Consider the following 22170-nt stretch of genomic DNA (forward strand, 5'->3'; position numbering starts at 1 on the left):
CCATACTCCTTTATCATTACTATTTCCATAAAATCATCATTTTGCTGTTTTGTCTAGTGATCTCAGAGAATAGATATTAATTCAAAAATATATTCCTGTTATTGATAAATGATATTTACAAAAATACCAAAAGTGTTATTCTGAAACCTAATTGCACTCCAATTAAAATTATATTCAAAATAATACATAAAATAATTACACTCTGATACTATTATTTTTACAAAGTTACACTTCCACATCTAGTCAGGAGTCCACCTTGACTTATTCATACATCCGAATTCTATGGAAGCTAGCCGGCTCAAACATCTTAACCCAAGTATTTCAAGTTAGTCTCAGCTTACTAGACTGCTTTTCAAAGCGAAGATCAACCTTTTTGCTGTAACTGCTGTAGGCATCAATCCAGTATCCCGTTGCTAAGATCTCTCTTTTTGCAAACGCCAAATCAGGTTCAACTGGTGCATATGTAGCATAGTAAAGATGAAAAAACCATCTCTAAAATAATCAATTGGTTGATTCTATATAATACACTATCCTCTGCTAGCTTCTGTTTCGGAGTATCAGCAAATTTTACCTTTCGATACTTTATGAAATTATATACCCCCTCACTATCAAAAGAGTTTTATATTTTAAAAAAAGATAACTCTTATTTTCTCATAAATTCTATAAATCGAGCAGAAATTCTCAAAAATTTTTTACTTTATAACGTTTCCACTTCCTTTTATTTATGGTAGACTATTCAGAAAAAAGGTAAGGAAATTTGTCTACATGAAAAATTACTTATTGAAAAGTTCATTAATTTCCGTTCTTCTATGCTTATTCTTCTTAATTATGGTGTCTGGTTATGAAAAGCTGCTGCTATTATCCATTTTTCTTTTGATGCCTACCTCTTTGGTACTAGTTCCTACTATAAAAAGAATGAGTGGAGATAGTTCCAGATACCATACTCTATTGGTAAAATGTCAGCTTTACTTTGCCGCAATTATGGGAATTGCATTATTATTCCCTGTAGGAAGCGTTTTCTCTAAAATATTGTCAATCGTATGGTTGATCTATACTTTTGCTCTATTTGGTTATGGAATCAGACGTCTTATCGAGCGCGGCTATTATCTTATGGAAGAAAATGCGGTTGACGCAGGCTTCTTGTATGCACTCTTGAGTGGAATTACACTCAGCATCTATTGCTTTTCAACCAGTGAAACCACTGCATACCATTATTTAAGCCCTACTATCCATTTTCAGTATACTGCCTTCTTATCTCCCCTGTTTATTGGCTGGACAGGAAGAGTTCTGCCAGTCGATCACAAGCTTAGCAAGTTATACCGCTTGACTGTTATTGGATTAATAGTAAGCCCTCTTCTCATGGGAATTGGGATGTTCACTGACTTTTGGACCCAAAACATAGGATTGTGGATTTATACTTTATGTATGATCTCCTATTGTTATTTTGTCATTTTACATATGGAAAAAAAGAATTTCATTACTGGTCTTTTTATTCAACTATCTGCAGCTATATTAGTCATAACCTCCATATTGTCTATTGTTTATGGAGTATTCCAGTTACAAGGATATAAATGGCTTACTGACACTCAATGGATATGGTATCATGACATCCCTATTGTTCTTGGTTTTGCCTTAGGACTCTTTGGATGGTTTTACACAAAACCATTAGAGAAAAGAAATTTATACCAGCTTCCTCAAACCAATATCAATGGATCATGGTTTATCGGTAAAAATTTCTTACAAGAAAATGGATATGAAGATGAAATCGTTTCCCATGCCGGTATTCTAACGAAGCTAGAAAAATTCAGGAGAAGTGACCTGATTGTTGATCTGTTGCATCCAAAAGTAATATCTTTTATGGAAAATACATCTTTATATGATATTTCCCTTCATGCTCATTGGACAAAGATCTCTTGGCTCTTTGAAAAATTTCATAAAGCGTTATCGAATAAAATACAACAAGCAAATATCCCTTCTCCTCACGAAGGAACAAGAGAGTTAGACAGTAAAATTGTCAGTATTACAAATCACCAACAATATTGGAATCGAAAATTAAATGCTTGGATTTGTTCCTTTAAGGACTCTAATGAGACTTATATCTGTGGAATCTATTCGGATCATGAATATGACGGCGAACGTTATATTCACTTTACAATGCCAGTACCAAAATACAATCGAACAACATTCTATCGACTAGAGCATGGTATAGATGGATCCCTTCAAATAACTTCCGTCCCAAGACGAGGTGGAAATGGTGAAGAAGGCCACTATCTCATGACTAAAAACTTTTCTTTCCGTGTTCCATTCAATGAGAATCTCATCATTTGGGTTGACGAATATGGAAGATTGCAAATGACCCACCGTTTTTGGTTTCTTGGCGTAAAAGTTCTTAATCTGGAATATGAAATGATTGCAAAATAAGAGACAAAAAAAGCGACAACATCATTGGTTGTCGCTTTTTATTACACATTTATTATTCCTAACGTACATGCGATTAGAAACCCTCTTAGGTATACCAACTTTTTTATCAATCAAACACAATAGCATTTATTGCTCTATAACCAACATTGGTATCGGCAATAGCAAAACTTACTGTCCCAATAACAGGAATAACACAAACGTGTATGGTATATGTGATTGGAGAACCTGTGGCTGTATCGGTAAAAGTTAAATTAGGAACAAAAGTTTCGATATTAGAATCATTTTTCACACTGCCTTTTCTTTCCATTAGTTGCAGTTGTGTTTCGTCTGGAGCAGGTAATAAAGCATTATCCTTCCTTAATTCATACCTGATCACATATTGAAATGCATCATTGTTCGCTCCTGATCCCGATGATACTGTAACTTGAACCTTAGCCATGGAGTCTACTTTAATTTGTGTCCCTGCAGGTGCTGCCGGAACAGTTAAAGTGATGAGAGCTGGTGACGGTGGGATTGCTGGACAGACAGCAATTGCAGTTGGTATACTGTTCTGCACTCCAAAATATCTGCCTGGACCTCTGGGACCAGTTGGACCTGTTACACCTTGAAGTCCCTGTGATCCGGTGGCTCCTGTTACACCTTGAAGTCCCTGTGATCCGGTGGCTCCTGTAACTCCTTGAAGTCCCTGTGATCCGGTGGCTCCTGTTACACCTTGAAGTCCCTGTGATCCGGCGGCTCCTGTTACACCTTGAAGTCCCTGTGATCCGGTGGCTCCTGTAACTCCTCGAAGGCCTTGTGATCCGGTGGCTCCTGTAACTCCTGGAAGACCTTGCGATCCGGTAGCTCCTGTTGCTCCTCGAGGACCAGTTGCTCCCCTATGTGATTCTTTACACTTTTTAAGACACTCTTTGCATTTTTTATATTTTTTTTTATATTTTTCATCTTTATGAGACAAGTCGATTCCTCTTTTCTTTTTTATAACAATATATGTAAATGGAAGAATAGAAGAGTGGACGAAAAACTAATTAATTTCAACATTTTTGTAAGTGAAGAAAAATACATAAAACCCTTTGAAAATTCAATTTCGTAATAGAAATAATTTTTAATGGTGAAAATAGCATATTTCCAAAACGAAAATGGAAAAGAGAAATTACTATCCTAACAGAAAATCAATTACAAATTCATGAAATAAAAAACCCTCAATAGAATTGCTTCTACTGAGGAAATTGTCACTACTCATCCAAAAAATAATCTGTATCAATCTTTTTCACTACATACCGCGCTGTCTCATGCACCCCAACATTAAAATCTATCATATAATCCGTCAATTGATCCCCATCAACCAAAATGATTTTTTGATTGAGATGTTTCACATACTCCACTGCATCTTTTGTAAACCGCGAAGTAGTGATAAACACCCCTTTTTGTGCCGAACGACCGAGAATGCTCCCCGCAAACGCTTGCAGCTCTGGGCGGCCTACTGCATTGTTCCAGCGCTTTGCTTGAATATAAATCACATCAAGTCCTAGCTTGTCTTCCTTGATCATCCCATCAATCCCGCCATCCCGGCTCAAACCCAACTTCTCCTCATGCGCCCCGCCATAACCCATCGCAACTAATAGATTTACCACTAGTTTTTCAAAGAAGTAAGGACTGCATTCTTTAATTTTGTCGAGAAGATCTTGCTGTAATGCTTTGCGAAGCTGCTTGTACCCGGTCTCTAATACTTCTTCTGGTGTATTGGATTCGGCGTCTTCTTCGGTTTGGGCATCGTCTTCTGTAATCGTACGAATCTGTCTGCGATACTCTGCATACTCCAGATAGCGTTCTTTTAGCATCTTCATGTTTAACTTACGAGGCTTTTCTGCTAAAAGCTGAATTCCTCTCTTGGTGATACATATTTTCCCTCGTTCTGGACTTACAACCAATTCTGCTTTGATAAGATGTGATTTTGTCCATGCGACTCGATTGTGAAACCGTCTATTGCCACTGGATACTCTCTCTTCTCTTTCCTCTATCGTAAGGCGAAATCGCTTCGCAAGTGATTCCACTACATCTTTTAGCTGATATACTTTTTGATTGGAGACCACTCGGAGAAAAGGGAGAAAAATATCTTCCATTTTTGGTATTGCCATGATTCTACTTCCTCAATTCCTATTTCTGATCGTTATTATGTAAATGTACAGTTAAATTGAATTTTCGAATTATATTATATAATAATTGTTATAGAATTAGTATCAGAATGAACTCCTACTGTCCTAACATTGAACAACTTAGCTAACAATATTTTAGAGAAACGATTCTAATTGATTGTAAATAAATAATCTCCGTTAATTCAAAATATTGCATAATCTATTCATTTGCACTATACTCCAGCACATACAGTAAGAAAATCGATAAAGAAGGGAGATAGATCAAACAGGATTTATTTTCTGACAAATTATATCCTGTATCATATAATATGAATAAAGCTAAAATAATTTATTTGCAAAACGATAACGGAGACCGGCCCGCTTTAGATACCATTTTTGCGATGGCTCAGAAAGCAAACGCTGGCGATACATTATGTAATCGCCTTTTGCCTTTAATTCGTTTGGGTTTACGGGATATGGAGAAACACGGGATTCCTGAATGGGAAGCTTTTCAAGATTATCAATTTGTCACAACCGGAGCGAATCTATTTTTAGTAACGCTTAATGTAGTGAAACGATTGGATCACAGTCCACCACTTTTGGAACTTCAAGTAAATGCAGATCATTTTCCAACGGACCGCCAAAAAGAAAAATACGCTTTTCGCATGTTGTTTTTTACTCATTTTCATAATGGCATTCAATATATCTGCTGTACAGACAGCATGATTTTGAAAACAAAATCTAACATTACATTTAACAAAATGATAGCGCAATCACTTCAATTACATGCTAATTTTATTCGTAATCCTGTTAAGTTTATAGAAAGGTGAAAAGATGATGAAAAAGCCAAGCAATCATCAAGAATTGATGGATTTTATTGACAACACGACAAAGACGAACGAATTTATGGAAAGTTTCCCCGTTCAGATGAGAAATCTAATCTTTGACCGCCGTATCCAATTAGGCTGGACACAAAATGAACTGGCGGAGCAGGTAAAAAAAATAACCGGCCATCCGATTACCCAGACGACTATTTCTAGAATCGAGGGTGGAACACCTGGTATCACAAGTGATACGTATGACAAAGTTTTGCAGGCACTTGGCATGAAAAAAGTTCAGGTAGACTTTAAAACCGATAACGATGAGAATTAATTTTTTGCATAAATAACATGCAGAGAACGACCTAAAGAATTAGGTCGTTCTTTGCTTAACCTCCCGATGAAATAAGGTTTTTCTTAGGCTATTTAAATTTCAAAGGAACATTTTTTTCTTCCGTTACTGTATCAAAATTATCTTTGTTCATTATCAAGCTAGTTCTCAGGATAATATCTGTTGCACCACTAAAGTCCATCGGGTATTTTGGAGAAGGAAAGTCTTTTAATGGGATGAAAATTATTTCCTTTTTAAACTTAGCTGGAAGCATAGAAGAAGTAACATCTCTCCAATATAAATAATTGTCGATTCTGGCATTTTCCAAAGGTTTGCCTTTTTCGGAAATAAGATAACCACAAAATGGGATGGTCATCTCCCCAAAGACATCTCAATCAATGATACTAACAACCAACTGTTTTGTAATAGTTCATTACATATATCTCCACATAAAAAGGCGGAATTCCGTAATAACTAAGGTAAGCCGCTTTTGCATTAAATTCATATAAATAAATATAAAATAAAATAAGTCCTAGCATAACCTCATATGTGATCAGCAGTGAGGCAAAACTACGTTTCACATTAACAGGTTCTTGTTTTCCCGCACTGGGTGTTGTCTCCTTAGCTTCACTTGTCTGCATCTCACTAGATGTAGTTTGCTTTTTTTGGATGGACGCTTTTTGTTTCCTTGTTTGTGACGCTTTTTTTCTAGCCAATTATACTCCTCTCAATCTATCGAAATTGAACGAAAGTTTCTAATATTATAGCATTGCAAACGAGAAAACTCACGTTTAAATCGTGAGATGAAAGCTAGCGTTGAACCAGAAGATAAGAAATTTCCCTTAACCAGCTCAACCTTTGAAAAAGCAAATCACAAACAAACATTTCCATAGTGATATATGTATAGTCGCGGCAAAGAAAAAATCAACAAACATAATCGTGGGGCGCACGGTGTTAGCTTGGTAAGAAAATAGTCATAAGTATGTACGTTATTTTCTAATTACGAGTGCGAATACGAACTTACATGCCTAAATGGAAACAAGCAAACGAAGCCATTCTGATCATCATTAGATACCAGGTGGGTTTATTTTGTTTTGTATCGATTTTTGTGTCATTGTATCATATCGATATTGATTTTATCAAATATAAAATCAATATTAACAAAAAATATGAACTTAATAATTAAATATATCAATTTATATATTGATAATATTAATATATCGTTATATAATGTGATTAAGAAAGGAGCCGCATATGTCATTTCCATTGATTACTACTTGTCCGGTTTGTAGTAAGGAGCTACAAATCACACGATTAAAATGCAAACATTGTCACACTACGATCGAAAATGAATTTCAGCTTTCCAAATTAGCCTCATTAACAAAAGAACAGCTTCATTTTATTGAAACCTTTTTAACTTGCAGAGGCAATATCAAAGAAGTGGAAAAAGCGCTAGGAATTTCTTATCCGACCGTTCGAGGCAAATTAGATGAAATAATAATGGCTTTGGGGCATTCCCCACAAAAGAAACAAGAGGAAGTAAACAAAAAAGAGGTCATTTCGCTGCTGGAAAAAGGAGAAATCAGCCCTGAAGAAGCAGTAGAAATGCTAAAAAAAGAATAGGAGTGTATCAATTGAAAGAAGAGATCGCAAAAATCTTAACGATGGTACAAGAGGAAAAAATCACAGCAGAAAAAGGAGCAGAACTGATCGAATTACTGAAAGATGAAAAGCCTTCACCCCTTTCCTCTGATAAAAACTACTTGAAGAAAATGCTGAGAATCAGAGTGAATTCTTCTGAGGGAGACAAAGTGAATGTCAACCTACCGCTTAACCTTGTAAAAACCATACTAAAAGCTGGTCATCATATCGCAGAAAAATTCCCCGAATCCGAAAAATATGTAAAAGATATTGATATGGATTTATTACTTGACGCGATAGAAAATGAAGCAGAAGGACAGATTGTAGATATTACCTCTGCCAATAAAGATACCGTACTAGTCGTCATCGAATAATGATAAAAGTGACCATTCGAGCGGAAAAGAAACGCTATACCATCCCCCTTCCATATTCCGTACTGCATATACTAAGTTCGGTCATTTGCAGCAAATGGCTTTGGAGATCGATAAACAAAGGCACAAAAAACATCACCTTCCCTACTCCCTTGGTGGACAAGCAAACCTTGCAGCCTGTCCTCTCCGAACTAAAGAAATACAAGGGGTTAACAATCGTTGATGTGGAGGACAAGGATGGAAATGGGGTAATTGTTCGGTTGTAGAATTATAACTTGAAAACAAATAAAAACAAAAACTGTACCCTCTGAGCAGATTCATTTTGCCGCTCGACTAGGTACAGTTCTTTTTTTAAGAAGTTTTTCAAAAGATGAAAGATGGTTATTTATATCCATCAAGTTAAGCTGAAGCAAAAGAAGATGAATGAATATTACTTTTATAAAAGTTTAATTTATATAGTGGTTGCGAAACCGGATGGTATTTTGCTTTTTAATCAAGCAGCTTTACTGGTTTTTTTAGGATATAGGACACCAAAAATATCGAAAACTGTTTTTTTATAGCCGTAAATTTATTTCAATCGAATGACCGCTTAGCCGGCCACGATCCTTGAAGTTTGAGGATTTGTATAATTTGTCCGGTGTGATACGCATCGTGAAGAATGAGACTGTATAACCATGTGCCGACAGGGTCTGGAACTTCGCGCTCAAAGTCTTCATCGCTGTACCCAGCAATGATGCTGCGAATCGCTTGATGTAGGTCATCCAATTTCTTAACAGATTCTTCCCAAGCAGACGGTTCCACGGAAGTCACGGCAAATGTGTCGTCGTTTGTCAGACCTGAAGGATTCTCGGTTTCTTCACCTGTTAGACGCTTCAGGAACCGTTCCCTGTAAAACGTCAAATGATGAACATTCTCCCAGATTGTATTAATCGAAGTGCCTGCAGGCTTCCAATTCGCTTGCTCCGCCGTAACGCCTTTGAGCGCATCAGCCAATGGCGGATACCAGTCTTGTTTGTCATAACCAATGTCCCATCCGTGCAATAAAAATGCTTTCTTGTCCATACGATACCTCCTGAATTGAAAATATGTAACGACTAAAAATAAAATGAATAGTTACAACATCGTATCACATGCGAGAAGAAGCACCCACCGCTATAAGAGAAAAAAAGATCTTAAATTATTGGGTGTTGTTTATGATTATACCACTTTTACTTATCCGACAGCGTAGTTAAAAAAACCTGATAGGGTTTATTGATGGTACTTCCTTTTACAACATCTTTAAGAGATAGGAAAAAAGTTATTTAGAAAAAATGATTTTGTATAAGCGTAGTTCTTAACCTGAGGGTAAAACCATCATAATGAGGAGAAATAGAAATGAAATTTTATATGTCTATAAAGATAGAATCGGATCATAGAGAAACAAATCTCAAAAAAGTTACAAATCTTCAATTTGTCCCGCATGCGGGATGGGATTCCATTACGGGTTAAAGATAGTAACGGTAAAATCGGTTGATTATGACGAACTAACAGATACTTTTTTCTAGAGTTTGAAGACTTAGAAATAGAAGACAGTCTCTTCCAGGAAATGATAGACGACTTTAAAGGAGACGAATGGAAAATAAAAGATCAATGGAAAAAGAAATAAGGGGAAACTTCAGCGGTTGATATATGTAACCGTCTCTATCGACAAGTGACTTGGGCAAATGCGATGGATGCAAGTCGAGTACCATTTTATATCAATACGTTTTCTCTATTAGGGGTCCCGTGTGAGGAGCGAATGCAAAGATCCACTCACTCACACGGGTGCTCACGCCCCTAGTCTCCACCTACCGTGAAGGATGGAGCCTATCGAGAGCCGACACCAGAGCCTTACCCGCGACGTAACCCTTCAGGTTACAGATATGCGCTCGAACCTCGCTGGTACGACGGCTTGAATCGCGATTGGACTCAACATACATACACAGGAAGGATGTCACCTCGAGCTGCCTGTTCCTCGGGAAATATTCCCCCACCTTGCGGTAGAGATAGTCCCAGTTCATCGAGTTAGGATCGGAAGCAAGCTTCTCGATCGACCTGAGCTCCTGCTGGGTAACCTCCAACTCAGGCTGATTCTTCATGACTTGCTGAAGAGTCAGCAAGTGCTCACAATTCCAGTACACTGCACGCCATTCGAATGAATTAGGAAGCTTCTCCAAATCCTTCAACGAGGGCAGGAGATCGAACACTTGGCGCATTGCTACGGACTCAGTCAGTGCCAGCCGAAAGGAATACGCTCGCTTCCCACGACGCTTCGCGATGACGACAGGCTGCTTGTTGATGATGAAAAAACCGGTGTGCATATGCTCTCCCTGTGAGGACGCAAACATAACCTATAAAAATTATAATACGAAATGACAGAAAAATGAAGGTAACCATTTAAAGCGAAAAAAACGTTCCAGCCTCCCTATACCTACCTATCCGCAAACATCCTGCCAAATATAGTTGGAAAAGGGAAACCAAATAACATAAACTTTTTACCATGGAGTGAACAGATTAAGAAGAGAATCAGCGTGGGAGATATAAAACTCTTTCAATTACACGGGGATACCGTAGTCGAATTAGCAGGACAGTCGATGGCCTTAGAAAAATCATTACAAAACATGTTAGAAAATAACCTAGAAACCTTCTTAGGTGTACGGTTTTTAGCATCGGAACAGAGTACAGGAAAACACCATAATGGACGAATAGATACACTAGGAATGGATGAAAACAACTCACCCGTCATCATTGAATACAAAAGGTCTATGAACGAGAATGTGATCAGCCAAGGCTTATATTATCTAAACTGGCTCCTTGATCATAAGGCAGATTTTGAACTAATGGTCATGCGGAAGTATGGACAAGAAGTTTCAGAGTCAATTGACTGGAGTAATCCCCGTTTGTTATGTATTGCTGGCAGTTTTACTAAATACGATGTCCATGCGGTACAGCAAATCAATCGCAATATCGAGCTGTATCAATACAAACATTACAACGACGGCTTATTATTACTAGAATTAGTAAATGCCAACACGGCACAAGTCGAACAGCAAACTAAAACGAATAGCCCTGCCACTAGTAAAGCCGCAAAAAACAAAACAGTAACCGAATCTTTGTCCCAAGTATCTACTGATTTAAACGATACATACGAAACACTAAAAGCCTATCTGCTGGCGCTTGGAGATGATGTCCAAACCGCCAGCAATGAAGCATTACATCGCCTTTAAACGCATTAAAAACTTTGCTTGTGTGAAAGTATTTCCACAGAGCAATAAAATATTGGTTTATTTAAAAATAGATCCTGATACATTACCATTAGAACCCGGCTTTACCCGCGATATGCGCGGTATTGGGCATTATGGTACAGGTGATTTAGAAGTGACGATTTCGAATAAAAACGATATGGATAGGGCAAAGCATTTGATTGATCGATCTTATGATGTGAGTTAATAGGAGACGGGCATATGCTATGCAGCCCGTTTTGTTTGTGTTTTAAGTAGATATTGTCTGTCCATATAGACTTTACTAATACTTTGATTCCTCATCTTTGCTGATTTTACTTGCAATCACATCATATTTTTTCCATACACATAAACAGCTTGCAAATTTAATTATTTTGCAAGCTGTTTTTATATACAAATGTAATTTTTTTCAGCAGGTGAGCAAATCCTGATAGAATATTGCTCACCTATTGTTTCGCTGCCTCAATGCCTTATCGTGTCATCAGGCTTTGAGATTTCTCTTTTGTTTACTGGGTCAGAATCGCGATGCTGATTTCCAGCGACATAACGGCGGCAGGATGGATCCCCTTCAGCTTCTCCAGCGCCCGCCCACGGTCGGTCTTAGCGAGATCCCAGATTTTGACGTACTCGTCGTAATTGGGATCGATCGCAGCTACCTGCTCACGGGACAGAGACATCAGCGAGTTCAGGAGCTCTTCGTTGGAATGCATAACCAGAACCTCCGCTTATACGAAACAATTGGTAAGATGGCTAATGCCAACACTTAAAAATATTATACACCATTTGGCTTGTTTTGTGATTCAAGAAAGAATCATATCGCTCGTCTATTAGGGATCACAGAACTGACGAGGATATACTGTACAAAAAATATTAATATTTTGACACATACAAATGGGTTTCTCTACCGAACTTAACCCAATTATCCCGTAACCTTAAAAACAGTAAGAATTTCCAATACTTCATTCACTCACGATAATCATCTCTACATATCATCAGGTAATGCTCTTGTCCCCTTCCTGATCATGTCTACTTGCAAATACATCATAGTTCTTCCCATAAACATAAGTCACTCCTTCACCCATCTCCACTATCTTTGCATCTAATAAGGTAATCTCGATCGTCTGACCATCTTGGGATTGCAAAATTAATTTGCTTATTTCTCTATTTGTCAGTGAAAGTAAGTACTGTGGTTTCTGATCAAAATAGTAATCGATCCGCATCTCTTCTTTTCCCAGCGATAACTTCGATCCGCTGTACAATCTCCAGTGCGAATTTATTTTAAGGAAATCCACAAAATCCCTCACCTTTTCTTTGCATCCTTCTACGATTAGTTTTAATGCCATTCTGCCTCATCCTTCCGCATTTCTATTCGATATACATCGCCATCATAGGCATGTTTACTATTGTGTTTGCATTGTACAATATTCAGAAAATTATTGGCAAATATGGCTTTTTTAGAGAAAATATACTCTTTCCTTTCTAAAAAGCCGTTCATTTCATCGATAAGCGACCGATTAAACACAAAACACAAGTAGAAAATTCTAAAAAACGGTAAAAAAAGCAGGATTTAAATAACAGGTGGCGAAATTTTCTAAAAAAAATTACAATAGGTGTAGAACCGAGCGTAGGAGGGTTCTGTATGACAAAAGAAATGGGACATGCCTTACGTTCCATTCGCAAGCAAAAGAGGCTGCGGATCGCCGATTTAGTAGAAAAAGGCTTATCATCTGCCACCATTAGTTTTATTGAACAAGGCAAAGCAGTAAAAGAGAGTAAATTCAAACGCTACTGCGAAAAACTCGGTATCCAAGAGACACAGTTCAATCAATTAGTAGAGCAGCAGCAATTTTCCCATACTCAACTCCAAATGCACTTAGCTTTACTCGAATCAAAAATCCAGCTCCATCTCGAAGACGGCGCACTGCTCGCTGAACTGCGGAAATTAGAGAATCAAGGAGACATGCTGAGTACTGTCGCCTTTCTCAAAGGTCTCTACTACTTCAACCGCAAAAAATGGGAGCAAGCACGAAAATATTTTGATCGAGTTATCGAGACGGCGACAAAGCAAAAAGACTTCACTTCGAACCTCATCCCCTCTGCTTATAAAGAGCTTGCAAGGATTAGTTTTTTTCAGAAGAATGATCTCAAATCGGCTCTTCAATATGTTCATTTGGGTTTAGATCACTATGATTCAAATGGAAAAAGAGATGAGATTAAGTTTTATCTCATAATTGGGAAGGTTTTATATTTAGAAAAGTTAAACCGTGTAGATGAAGCGCTCTTTACTTTAGATACTTTGTGGTCGGAATACCATAAAATATCCAGCACGGAAATTCAATTAAATATGTATGAAAGTAATGCTACTCTTTTAAACAAAAAAAGAGAGTACAAAAAAGCACTTCATTATGTAGAAGAAGGTTATAAATTAGCAAGCACCAATAACAAACATAGACGAGCCGTAGAACTCCTTACTGCATGGGGAAATATCCTAACCAACTTAAACGAATATGAAAATGCGAAATCCATGTATCTTCTTGCTTTAGAATTTAAGGAGAAGAAGAAAATACAAGGAAATAATTTATTTGTTACTACCTACACTTACCTAGGTCTGCTATATAAGGAACTAAAAGATATAGAAAATGCAAAAATATATCTAAAAAAGGCTGTAGAAATTGGAAAATCTTCAAAGGACATTCCAAGATACTGTTTTGCATTGATGTCACTAGCGAATTTTGAAGTTAGCCAACGTGCTTATCCAAGCGCCATCATCTACTTTAATGAGGCAAAGGAACTAGCTATGGAATATCTACTAGATAATCAGTTAGAAATCATTTTAGTCAACTTAGCCAACTGTTGGAAAAAAGCAGGTTATCAAGATAGATATATTGATTCATTAGAAGAAGTACAAAAACTATTATTGCGCAAAGGGGATGAAAGTATATGATGGATGGCGAACCACCTTGAATTGCATATTCTAGTTTATATGTTTACCTGTAATTAATTGAATTTCGAATTTCTTCTTACTCAAAACCAGTTAATTAGGAGTTGGAGGAGAAAACATTGGATACTGAACCATCTTGACCAAAAAGACCCTTCTTTTTGAAAAAAAAGGTCTCTTACTGTTCCTCACTTGGCATTTTTTAAATTTGCAATTATATCTGCATCTATTTCTGTATGAATAATATTATACTTTCCAATTAACCGCTCTAACACTTTTACTCCTGCATCATGGCTGACTTTCCCGCCATTGGACGCCGAATAATAAGCCAAAACAATCGGATGAATGTGTTTTTCAAATAAATCAACTGCTGTCTTTAACACACAACAATCCGTATCAATACCAAGAATAAACACCTTATAAATGCTGTTTTCTAGTATAAATTTGATAGTTTCTTCATTAATTGCTGAATAAATCCCTTTTTTAAATACACTCTTGGTGAATGGTTTAATTTTGAGGTGTATCTCTTGTTCTGTTGGAGAAGAAAGCTTATTCCAATGCAAATATTCGCGATAAGGACTGGGATTTTCATTGATAAATTGAGTGAATGCAACATAATCAAATAAATCTTGATCTAGTAAGTTAGTTATTCTTTCTAGAATGTATTCTGTCTTGCTGCTTACAAATCCGTTTTGGACATCTACTACCAGTAATAGTGTATTCATGGTACATCCTTTCATCAGTGTTACTTTTAGATATAACATGTAGTTACAACAAGGCAGCAATTGGACATTTTGTTAGCTGTCATTTCCAGATGATCTGCCAACTTCCTAATTTATTTTCCTCAAATGATTTTTAAATCGTTCAATTAAAGATTTTCTTCTAACTCCATAGTAAGATATTATTTTTTATTTTTGTTTATCTTTTGACTTTTCACCAAAAAAATGATTGCAGATTCAGGCGATTCAACAAAATGGCTCGCTCGTCTGCTTCTCGCCTCTAAGTGAGAAGCTCTAAGATCAGAGAATGATCTTAGAGCTTCGTTTATCCCTTATCTAGCTTTGGAGCAATTTATGGGCAGTTGTTCCCATAAGTTCTACAAATACAGTAAACATATCTACAGAAACAGAGCGATTTTTGTGATTTCTCTCGATTTGGGCAAGACCACTATTGTCAATCCGTACTCCCTTTGCTGTCATCATTTCCACTAGTTGAGTCAACGTCATTTTTTGACTCTCTCTCCATTGCCGGACCTTTTTCCCTACCACACTTGCATAGAAGTTTTTTGAACGAGACTTCTCAAAGCGGAAGGTTTCCTTATCTCTTTGAAGGGAGTCGATTAAATTTTTATGCTCAGTTAGTAGCCACTGAGGAGTTGTTTCGAGTTCCTCTGCGAATCCCACGAGTAGATCTACAGACACAGATGATAGACTGCCATGGGGATTACGTACACCTCTCTCAATATGGGAAAGAACAGACAGACTGCATCCTGCTTTTTCTGCAAGCTGTTTTTGAGACAATCCACGATGCACTCTCAGTTGACTGGTGTTCCCACCAACAATAGATGTAACTCGTGTCTCTGCCTCCGTCCGAGGACCATTCTTCCAAGCCACCCTTTTTCTCCTTTTGGGATAAACAAAACAGACTCAAATTGATTATACTATAATTTGTTAAACGAATAATATGAAGCTCTTATTTAGAAGAAAGAATGCAAAAATAACCATTATCTTACTCTAGTAAGTTAGTTATTCTATCTAGAATGTATTCTGTCTTGTTGGTTATAAATCCATTTTAGACATCTACTACTATATAATAAAGTATTCAAATTACACCCTTTTCTTCAGTATATTTCAGTTATATCTATTCCATTTGTCACTAGATTAGATTTGGATTTCATCTAAAAATAACAAAATAACCCTCCCAAAAATCTTAAGAGGGTCATTTGATACTGTTTACATCCTATGCACCTTCACTATCTCCATTAATTAAATCAATATAGGAGATAATTCTTTTTGCTTTTTCTTCATTCTCTTTGAATAACTCAGAGATGCTTCCTATTGTTCGAAATGGCTCTTCCTGCAAAACTTGTTTCTCTAGACAACCATTTTTCACAACATAATCAATAATTAAACTGACAAACTTAGCTTGGCTCGCATTCAGCTGTTCATCACTCAAAAACTCTGAAAATACTTCATTAGCAGCTAATCGATTTAAACCAATTGTCTTTCTTACCAATCGTGTAATTGGAGTTTGTCCAAAGTTTCGTTCATAATCTTTTCTCGAACCTAGTTCTTCCCATAAGAGTTTTTCAAGTGTCTCCACATCTTGCTTTGTCAAAGATTTGTTATGATGGATTTTGTAGATTGGAAGCAGATCCTCATGTTCTCGCAGGTATTCATTCACTTTTTGATGATATGCTTTAAATTGAAAACTACCAGGAATTTCTTTTCCTTCATGTACTTCTAACACCGTATCTTTGAAATTGGTATAAAAAACTTGCTGTGATTCTCTTTCTAGAAATTGCACCAGTTCACGGATCGATAAACGAACAATTTCTAATGAGAATACATCTGCTTTTTCCCAAAACTCGGGAGTTTGTACTTCTTTGATAATCTCCTTTTGTTCTACTACTTGAGGAATACTGCCAAGTTTGGATAAGTCTTCTGCAATCTCAATCACACGGTGAGCACGTAAGTTTTTTACCCCTTTTAACCTAGCTAGTTTCAACCCATGTACCATTAAGTCAAAACGCTTGGCTAATTCTTCCCCTTTATAGGTAAGAATCAATGGAGCTACAGACTTCTTAAGATTATAGACATCGATAGATGATAACGCATTCCAGTTTTCTCGGTTTTTAAAGTGATGAATGTATTTCAAGTATTGGCGGACACGAAAATGATCCTCATTTAATTCGCTGATATCTTGCATTAATTCGCCAATCAATTCATTTCGATACCCAATATAATCCGGTTCTTGGTAATCCAATAGCTGCAACTCTTTAACCATATCAACTTTTAATGTGAACAATTTCTCACTAAGGCTTTCAGCAATTTTTCCTTCCATGCCTTTTTCATTTACACGAAAGAATTCAATATTGCCACAGTAATCAAAAATCTGAAAATACTCTTTATCCAATCCTACTCCAAATAAGTCTTCACATGTCCGCGTTCCTCTGCCGACCATTTGCCAAAACTTTGCTTTGGAACGCACTTTTTTAAAGAAAACTAGGTTTAATATCTCTGGAATATCAATGCCTGTATCCAACATATCAACAGAAACTGCAATTTGCGGCATTTTTTTAGGGTTCTTAAAATCTTCTAAAATATTGTCTACGTAATCGATCTTATGGGCGATAACCTTAGCAAATTCACCTGCGTATTGTGGATATAATCGGTTAAAACGATTGACAATTCGCACAGCATGGTTTTTGTTTTTCGCAAAAATAATCGACTTGCCAAGTTTTTCTCCACCTTCGATTTTCAACCCTTGCTCCATTAAATCAACAATTACTTTATCAATCGTATTATCATTAAACAGCCAATCATTCAATGCACGATCAGGAATATCATCACTTGATCCAAATGTATCTTCATACTGTTCTTTTTCTTCATCAGAAAGATCATCGTAACAAATGCCTTCTTCTAAAAACTTCAACTTTGTTTCTATCGGATGAAAAAACACAAGATGCTTGTCTTTTACCGCTCGGTCTAATTCATATGCATACGTTGGTACTCCTGATTCCAGTTCAAAAACTTCATACGTATTGTAATCCACTTCTGCTTTTGGTGTTGCAGTTAAACCAAGGAGTATACTATCAAAGTAATCAAAAATCGCGCCATATTTCTTATAAATACTGCGATGCGATTCATCCACAATAATCAGATCAAAATGCCCTACGGTAAAAAGTTTTTTCCCATTTTTCCGTTTTGCTTCATCAATCTTGTTGAGCAACGTGCCATAGGTAGAAAATATCATCCTAGCTGACTCTGCGTCTTGGGCTTCATTTTTATTTTTTTCTTCATCTGCTTGCTTTTTTTGCAATTTATCAACTAGATTAAAACCGGCTAGATTGGGTAAATGCTGCAAAAAAGTATTCTTTGCTTGTTTTACTAGTTCCCTGCGATCCGCTAAAAACAATACATTTTTTACCCATCTATTTTTGACCAATACATCGACAAGCGCTGCTGCCATCCGTGTTTTTCCACTGCCAGTTGCCATCACAACTAATGCACTGCGCTGTTTTTTCTCTAATGCATCACATACACTCAGAATTGCTTCTTTGGAATAATAGCGATCGGTTATTTCAGTATTAATCTCGACATTGTCCAATGATTTGCGGTAATCTCGACGTTGAATCAGCCATTCCAATTCACCTTTGCTGTAAAAGCCACTTATACGGCGTTCTGGATAATAGGGGTAATCCCAAATATACGTTTCAAAGCCATTTGTATAGAAAATAACCGGTCTTTGTCCAAATTGCTTTTCAATACAGTCAGCATACAATTTTGCTTGATGCTGTCCTTTGATCGGATCATGTGCCGTACGCTTTGTTTCTACAACTGCAAGCGGTTTCCCATTATCCCCGAACAAAACATAGTCGACAGCACCTTTTCCGGATCTACTCGGCATTCCAGTTACAGGTACTTCCTCGCGGACATCTTCTTCAAAGTCCCAGCCCGCCAGTTTTAATTCCAAATCAACATAGCGTTTTCTTGTTTCCTGTTCATCCAATTCGTCCACTTGGAAGTCATAGTCTTGTATGTGCTCTTTCCTTTTCGTAGTAAACTGCTTTCGAAGTTCCGCATTCTCCTTAATTACTTCTTCTAATTTGCTATCTTTGGCACTTAGTCGATCAAATAAATCTTGCAGTTCTCTTTTGGTAACTCGCTGCTCATCACCAACAGGAACAAGTGCTTCGTCAAATACTTGCGCAGTATGACTATCTGCATAACAATAATCTATCCAAGAGATAAATTGATAGAGATGGTGCAGAGACACCATCGCTTCTTCTCGTTTTACTTTTGTATTGGTATGAACAGCAGAATTTCCAAGCTTCACCACATAAGGAAGGAGTGGAATAACATTTTTATCTAAAATCGCCCTAAACGTAGGCTCATTGATTAAAGAAGTAAGATTATCGCGATAAGGCAACTTAAGATCACTATCATGTTGATATAGCCATTTTACAGCTAACTCCAAAGCTCGGCGTGACAAAATCGCACAAGTTGAAGGACTGATAAGCATACTCTGCTCTGCTTCCGAACAAGCTCCTGCAAAACTAGCAAACAACTTCTTTTCTTGTATAAATTCAAAGTTAGACAACAAAAACAGTCTCTCCTTTTGATGATTTATGTGAAGGATAAGGTTCCTTGAGTGGAGTCATAATTTTCTTCTGGCGGTGAATCGACAGTGGATTCTTCTTCTAGGAAAAGCTCTCCACGAAATGCTCTTTGCATCAAGGATTGGAAGTTGTTTTCAAGTTCAATTAGACTTTTTTGGAGTAGGGATTTTTGTGCTTCTATTTTTTGGACAATGTTTGCGAATTTGTTTTGTAGTTCTATTGATGGAGTTATAATTTCTAAATTTCTGATTTTCTCTTTGGAAATGTTCGGCATAGATCCCGCACTACCACTAGCTAATTTCTGTATTTCAGTTTTAAACTTTTTCTCATTTAATAATTTCCAAAGGAATATTTTGTTTACTTGATTATTATTTTTTAAAACAAATCTAAAAATAGTATCAGGTATCATTAAGCGAGTTGGTGTATCAAAAACATATGCACATGAACCAACTAAATCAATAGTATTCTTTCTTACAAACAGAAAATCTTCATTCTTCACCTCTAGTTGCGGCTTTGGTTTCTCATTCTCTGGCAATGCCTTATTTTCCCCTGATATATATACACATTTAGTGATTGAACTTAATTTCAATACTCCCCAATTACCTTTTTCAGCTGGATAAGCATTACACTTAGGGCTCCATCCGCTATCTATATTTGATAAATAATTCCTTAACATTCCTTTTTCCCATTGTCTACTATTAGATAAAGGATCACCAAACATCTCCAAAAAAACACTTTGTGCAAGTTGATCCAAATCTTCAATTTGTGCTTTTCGTTTGTTGATAAGCTCTTGGGATGATTTCAGTACTTTCACTATTGTTTTTTGAATATTGATAGATGGGAGATAAATAAATTGTTTTTTTAAATCCTTTGGATCTACTCCCTCTTGTGCAGATCTTTTGGATCTTAATTTTATAAAGTTTTGTATTCTCGTTGTTAAAAGAAAATAATATAAATACTCTTTTAATAATCTGCTTTCATTAGGGATACATTTTATTAAAGCAACATTATAAGCACCTTTTAATCCAGTGAGAATTTTTCCTATTGAAGCACCATATCTCGCAATCAAAATATCATCTGCTTCACAAGTTTTATTTTTGTTGGAGATTGGTATATACGTAAGATAGTTTGTATTTCCAAAATCCCTTATTTGAATAAAGCGTATGTATCCAGATTTTTGTTCATAGATATGTTCACTCTTAGGAGGCTGACTTCCACCCTGAAACTCACAATAATTCCCCACGATGGTCATTGACTGCTTCATTATCTTAATAGTACCTCCAATTCTTTTATATCTTCTAGTATCTGCTCCTCCAACTCCTGAATCCGTTCCATAATCACACTTGGATGATCATACTCGACTTCCGCATATTCAATCTCTTTATACTTATTAATCGACAAATCAAACTCATTTTCGCGAATCTCATCCACTGGTACAAAGAAAGACTGCTCGGTACGCTTTCTTTCTTTTTCCATCTCCAAACTATGAAAACGCTTGATAATATCTGGAACATCGTTTTGATCAATCACATTGCGTTTATCATCCAGCGAATATCCATCTGCTTTCATATCATAAAACCAAACGTTGTCCGTACCACCTGCACCTGTTTTGGTGAAAATAATGATCGCTGTAGATACCCCAGCATATGGTTTAAATACTCCGCTTGGCATGGATATAATAGCTTCTAGTTTATGACGGTCAACGATCTCTTGACGAAGACTTTTATGCGCTTTGGAACTGCCAAATAAGACTCCATCGGGAACAATAACGGCACAACGTCCTCCTACTTTTAACATACGTAAGAATAATGATAAAAAGAGAAGCTCTGTCTTCTTCGTTTTCGCAATGCTCAATAGATCTGGTGACACCGAATCATAATCCAGAGAACCTTTAAACGGAGGATTTGCTAACACTAAGGTAAATTTATCTTTCTCTTTATTTTGCTCGGATAAAGAATCTTTGTATTGAATGTTAGGATTATCTACACCATGCAATACCATATTCATGGCGCCGATACGCAGCATCGTTCGATCCATATCAAAACCATGAAACATATGATTGTTAAAGTGATCTTTTAATCCTTCTACTAAAAATAGATCACTGCGATTGTTGCGTAGATATTCTCCTGCTGCGACTAAAAAACCAGCGGAGCCTGCTGCCGGGTCGAGAATAATATCTTCTGGTGTTGGTTTCATGAGTTCTACCATCATTTTGATGATGTGACGAGGAGTACGAAACTGACCGTTGGTACCAGATGTAGCTACTTTGGATAGAAGATACTCATAGAGATCTCCTTTGTTATCTTCTTCGTTATTTAATGGAAGTTTATCGATCGCATCAACGATTCTGGAAAGCATCTGCGGAGTTGGTATTAAAAACAGAGCATCGTCCATATATTTGGCGAACGCAGAGTCTTTGTTGCCATGCATATTTTTTATAAATGGAAAAACCTTTTTGGAAAAAACATCAAACATTTCCTCTGGACCTAAGTTTTTAAAAACACTCCAACGTACTTTTTGCCCTTCAGCATCTTTGGGAAAGATACCATCGTAAGCGATACCAATAAAATTTGCATCTTTTTCTTTTAATGTTTCTGCTTCGTCTAATCCTTTTATAAATAATAGATATGTAAATTGTTCAATAACGGTAAGCGGATTGGTAATCCCGCCAGTCCAAAAAATCTCCCATATCTTATCTACTTTGTTTCGTAATTCACCGGTTATCATATTCTTGCTCCTTTCACTAGCAAAATTAATTATACCTTTTGTTGATACATAGATTAAGAGAAAATTTACATAAATCTTCAAAAAACAACACCGGACCATAAATCATATCCTAATTACACCAAATTTCGAAAACATATAACCGAACGGCTATTGGTCGCTTTTTTACTTGCCATAAATGATGCACATACCT

General features: G+C 36.7%; 22 protein-coding genes. 9 read left to right on the forward strand and 13 right to left on the reverse strand.

Annotation, left to right across the window (positions count from 1 at the left end):
• Window positions 1-765: 765 nt before the first annotated feature.
• Window positions 766-2421 carry a YndJ family transporter gene (locus AC5WOC_RS05370; RefSeq protein ID WP_496054370.1) on the forward strand — a complete coding sequence of 552 codons (1656 nt, stop codon included), beginning with the start codon at window positions 766-768 and terminating at the stop codon, window positions 2419-2421.
• 106 nt (window positions 2422-2527) lie between these two features.
• On the opposite strand, the gene AC5WOC_RS05375 is transcribed toward AC5WOC_RS05370, so the two are convergent.
• Window positions 2528-3376, reverse strand: a complete 849-nt coding sequence (locus AC5WOC_RS05375) for a collagen-like triple helix repeat-containing protein (protein ID WP_496054371.1) — start codon at window positions 3374-3376, stop codon at window positions 2528-2530.
• A 277-nt stretch (window positions 3377-3653) separates the two neighbouring features.
• A complete protein-coding gene (locus AC5WOC_RS05380) occupies window positions 3654-4556 on the reverse strand; it encodes a restriction endonuclease (RefSeq protein WP_496054372.1) in 903 nt (300 codons plus the stop codon).
• Between the two features lie 326 nt (window positions 4557-4882).
• On the opposite strand from AC5WOC_RS05380, the gene AC5WOC_RS05385 reads away from it, so the two are divergent.
• Both AC5WOC_RS05385 and AC5WOC_RS05390 read left to right on the forward strand, forming a co-directional pair.
• Entirely contained in the window at window positions 4883-5383 is a 501-nt protein-coding gene (locus AC5WOC_RS05385) for a hypothetical protein (protein ID WP_496054373.1), read from the forward strand.
• Between the two features lie 4 nt (window positions 5384-5387).
• Complete coding sequence (locus AC5WOC_RS05390; protein WP_496054374.1) at window positions 5388-5705, forward strand: helix-turn-helix domain-containing protein; 318 nt, start codon at window positions 5388-5390, stop codon at window positions 5703-5705.
• 88 nt (window positions 5706-5793) lie between these two features.
• Here the strand turns inward: AC5WOC_RS05390 and AC5WOC_RS05395 are convergent, their stop codons facing one another.
• Together AC5WOC_RS05395 and AC5WOC_RS05400 are read right to left on the reverse strand one after the other, a co-directional pair.
• Window positions 5794-6078: a hypothetical protein gene (locus AC5WOC_RS05395; protein WP_496054375.1), complete on the reverse strand. Its 285-nt coding sequence runs from the start codon at window positions 6076-6078 to the stop codon at window positions 5794-5796.
• A gap of 28 nt (window positions 6079-6106) precedes the next feature.
• Window positions 6107-6418, reverse strand: a complete 312-nt coding sequence (locus tag AC5WOC_RS05400; RefSeq protein WP_496054376.1) for a hypothetical protein — start codon at window positions 6416-6418, stop codon at window positions 6107-6109.
• 538 nt (window positions 6419-6956) lie between these two features.
• Between AC5WOC_RS05400 and AC5WOC_RS05405 the strand changes: the two genes are divergently transcribed.
• From AC5WOC_RS05405 to AC5WOC_RS05415, 3 genes are read left to right on the forward strand one after another with little or no spacing between them, the layout of a single operon-like run.
• On the forward strand, window positions 6957-7325 hold the full coding sequence (locus AC5WOC_RS05405) for a DUF2089 domain-containing protein (RefSeq protein WP_496054377.1): 369 nt from the start codon (window positions 6957-6959) through the stop codon (window positions 7323-7325).
• Between the two features lie 11 nt (window positions 7326-7336).
• Window positions 7337-7717 (forward strand): SHOCT-like domain-containing protein, encoded by a 381-nt coding sequence (locus tag AC5WOC_RS05410; protein WP_496054378.1) that lies wholly within the window; start codon window positions 7337-7339, stop codon window positions 7715-7717.
• An 8-nt stretch (window positions 7718-7725) separates the two neighbouring features.
• Window positions 7726-7980 carry a hypothetical protein gene (locus AC5WOC_RS05415; RefSeq protein ID WP_496054379.1) on the forward strand — a complete coding sequence of 85 codons (255 nt, stop codon included), beginning with the start codon at window positions 7726-7728 and terminating at the stop codon, window positions 7978-7980.
• 307 nt (window positions 7981-8287) lie between these two features.
• Here AC5WOC_RS05415 and AC5WOC_RS05420 read toward each other — a convergent pair whose 3' ends face one another.
• Both AC5WOC_RS05420 and AC5WOC_RS05425 read right to left on the reverse strand, forming a co-directional pair.
• The gene (locus AC5WOC_RS05420) at window positions 8288-8776 is read right to left on the reverse strand and encodes a DinB family protein (RefSeq protein WP_496054380.1); all 489 of its coding nucleotides are present in this window, start codon (window positions 8774-8776) and stop codon (window positions 8288-8290) included.
• Between the two features lie 764 nt (window positions 8777-9540).
• A complete protein-coding gene (locus tag AC5WOC_RS05425) occupies window positions 9541-10053 on the reverse strand; it encodes a hypothetical protein (RefSeq protein WP_496054381.1) in 513 nt (170 codons plus the stop codon).
• 210 nt (window positions 10054-10263) lie between these two features.
• Here AC5WOC_RS05425 and AC5WOC_RS05430 point away from each other — a divergent pair, with 210 nt between their 5' ends.
• Window positions 10264-10959: a PDDEXK family nuclease gene (locus tag AC5WOC_RS05430; protein WP_496054382.1), complete on the forward strand. Its 696-nt coding sequence runs from the start codon at window positions 10264-10266 to the stop codon at window positions 10957-10959.
• Window positions 10916-11182, forward strand: coding sequence for a DUF5655 domain-containing protein (locus AC5WOC_RS05435; protein WP_496054383.1), 267 nt, complete (start codon window positions 10916-10918; stop codon window positions 11180-11182). Before AC5WOC_RS05430 ends, AC5WOC_RS05435 begins: the two co-directional genes overlap by 44 nt.
• 298 nt (window positions 11183-11480) lie before the next feature.
• Here the strand turns inward: AC5WOC_RS05435 and AC5WOC_RS05440 are convergent, their stop codons facing one another.
• Together AC5WOC_RS05440 and AC5WOC_RS05445 are read right to left on the reverse strand one after the other, a co-directional pair.
• A complete protein-coding gene (locus tag AC5WOC_RS05440; RefSeq protein WP_496054384.1) occupies window positions 11481-11684 on the reverse strand; it encodes a hypothetical protein in 204 nt (67 codons plus the stop codon).
• A 282-nt stretch (window positions 11685-11966) separates the two neighbouring features.
• Window positions 11967-12317 carry a hypothetical protein gene (locus AC5WOC_RS05445; protein ID WP_496054385.1) on the reverse strand — a complete coding sequence of 117 codons (351 nt, stop codon included), beginning with the start codon at window positions 12315-12317 and terminating at the stop codon, window positions 11967-11969.
• 296 nt (window positions 12318-12613) lie between these two features.
• Between AC5WOC_RS05445 and AC5WOC_RS05450 the strand changes: the two genes are divergently transcribed.
• Window positions 12614-13918 (forward strand): tetratricopeptide repeat protein, encoded by a 1305-nt coding sequence (locus AC5WOC_RS05450; protein WP_496054386.1) that lies wholly within the window; start codon window positions 12614-12616, stop codon window positions 13916-13918.
• A gap of 182 nt (window positions 13919-14100) precedes the next feature.
• Here AC5WOC_RS05450 and AC5WOC_RS05455 read toward each other — a convergent pair whose 3' ends face one another.
• From AC5WOC_RS05455 to AC5WOC_RS05475, 5 genes are all read right to left on the reverse strand, one after another.
• Window positions 14101-14637 carry an isochorismatase family protein gene (locus AC5WOC_RS05455; protein ID WP_496054387.1) on the reverse strand — a complete coding sequence of 179 codons (537 nt, stop codon included), beginning with the start codon at window positions 14635-14637 and terminating at the stop codon, window positions 14101-14103.
• Window positions 14638-14967: 330 nt separating this feature from the next.
• Window positions 14968-15525: a helix-turn-helix transcriptional regulator gene (locus AC5WOC_RS05460; RefSeq protein WP_496054388.1), complete on the reverse strand. Its 558-nt coding sequence runs from the start codon at window positions 15523-15525 to the stop codon at window positions 14968-14970.
• A gap of 346 nt (window positions 15526-15871) precedes the next feature.
• Window positions 15872-19237, reverse strand: a complete 3366-nt coding sequence (locus tag AC5WOC_RS05465) for a DEAD/DEAH box helicase family protein (protein WP_496054389.1) — start codon at window positions 19235-19237, stop codon at window positions 15872-15874.
• A gap of 23 nt (window positions 19238-19260) precedes the next feature.
• Window positions 19261-20517, reverse strand: coding sequence for a restriction endonuclease subunit S (locus AC5WOC_RS05470; protein WP_496054390.1), 1257 nt, complete (start codon window positions 20515-20517; stop codon window positions 19261-19263).
• On the reverse strand, window positions 20517-21980 hold the full coding sequence (locus AC5WOC_RS05475; protein ID WP_496054391.1) for a type I restriction-modification system subunit M: 1464 nt from the start codon (window positions 21978-21980) through the stop codon (window positions 20517-20519). Before AC5WOC_RS05475 ends, AC5WOC_RS05470 begins: the two co-directional genes overlap by 1 nt.
• Window positions 21981-22170 lie beyond the last annotated feature (190 nt).

The sequence above is a fragment of the Shimazuella sp. NTD247 genome, from assembly GCF_059510415.1.